A 1,269-nucleotide genomic window follows, 5' to 3' on the forward strand; every position below is an offset into this window, starting at 1 on the left:
TAAGAGACAGGCCCTGCCCCGCGCGCTGCTCGTCGCGAGCGTGCTGCTGGCCTCGACGTCCCACGCCCAGACCACGCCGCTGGAGGACAACAACCGCATCACCGCGGGCTACATCGCGCTGGCCTATGAAGTCGGCGGGCTGCTGGACCCCACCCTCACCCCGGGTGGCACCAGCGCCGTGCGGCCCAACTGGTTCGTCTTCGCGCCGCATGCCTCGCGCACCGGCGGCGAAGGCCTCCTGGGCGCGTCACTGGCCCGGAGCATCATCCGCGCGGCCCGCGGCCAGCCCTCCCTGTCGCTTCAGCAGGCGCTGGGGCGCGTGGGCCTCACGGGCACCCTGCATCTGTCCGTCGAGCAGCTGGGCCTGCAGCTGGTGCTGTCGGGCCTGCCCTTCGACGTGGCGGCGTCCCTCGCCTCGCTCACCACGGCGCTGAACGGCGCCGCCCTGCTGGACCCGCGCACGCTCTTCACCACCACGTCGCGCTTCGTCGCGCTCTACGCGAGCGCACCCGGCGTGCTCCCGCTCGACAAGGCGGAGCGCATCGTGGACACGCTGGAGCGCACGCTCAACGAGAGCAACCTCGCCATCTTCACGGACATCGGCGGCTCGGGGCGCATCTATCTGGACTGGCGCGCGGGGGCCGGCGTGGTGACGCCCGAGCGCGTGCTGACGGAGTTCACGCTGGTGGACGCGGTGCCCGCCCAGTCCCTTCAGGCCTATGACTACGCGCTCGCGCACGCCTTCGACACGCCGCGCCCGTTCGAGTTCGACACCCTCTTCCCCGGCATGCACTGGAAGAGCCTGCTGGTGGCGGCCTTCGCACTGTACGAAGAGGCCCGCCTGGCGCCCACGCCGGCCGCGCGCGACGCGCTGATTGCCATGGGCAACAACTACATCGCCTGGCGCGAGCAGTACGACATGGCCCAGCCTGTCTTCTCCCCCGCCGTCCAGCGGCCAGACGAGGTGTCGCGCGTCGAGCTGCTGCGCGCCATCACCCCGCTGCTGTCCACGGACTTCGGGACGATGACGTGGACGTACGCGGACTTCGCCTACAGCCAGCCGGACCGCGACGGCAACCCGCTCACCTCGCCGCCCACTGAGTACAACTGGGCCCACTTCTGGGACCGCTGGACGGGCATTCTCTTCGCGTTCGACGCGGCCTATCTTCAGCCCACGGCGCTCTGGGTCATGCCTGAACCCCTGGTGGACCCCACGGCGGCAGCGAACGGAGGCTGAGCGCGAATGGGTGAGTCGGGGCGGCCTGGGGG

At 71.0% G+C, this 1,269-nt stretch carries 1 protein-coding gene; it reads left to right on the forward strand.

Annotated features, from left to right (window positions below):
• Window positions 1-13 precede the first annotated feature (13 nt).
• Window positions 14-1,237: a hypothetical protein gene (locus G4D87_RS37900; RefSeq protein ID WP_163787609.1), complete on the forward strand. Its 1,224-nt coding sequence runs from the start codon at window positions 14-16 to the stop codon at window positions 1,235-1,237.
• Window positions 1,238-1,269 lie beyond the last annotated feature (32 nt).

Origin of the sequence: Myxococcus vastator (assembly GCF_010894475.1) — a bacterium.
In the GTDB taxonomy this organism is placed as follows: Bacteria; Myxococcota; Myxococcia; order Myxococcales; family Myxococcaceae; genus Myxococcus; species Myxococcus vastator.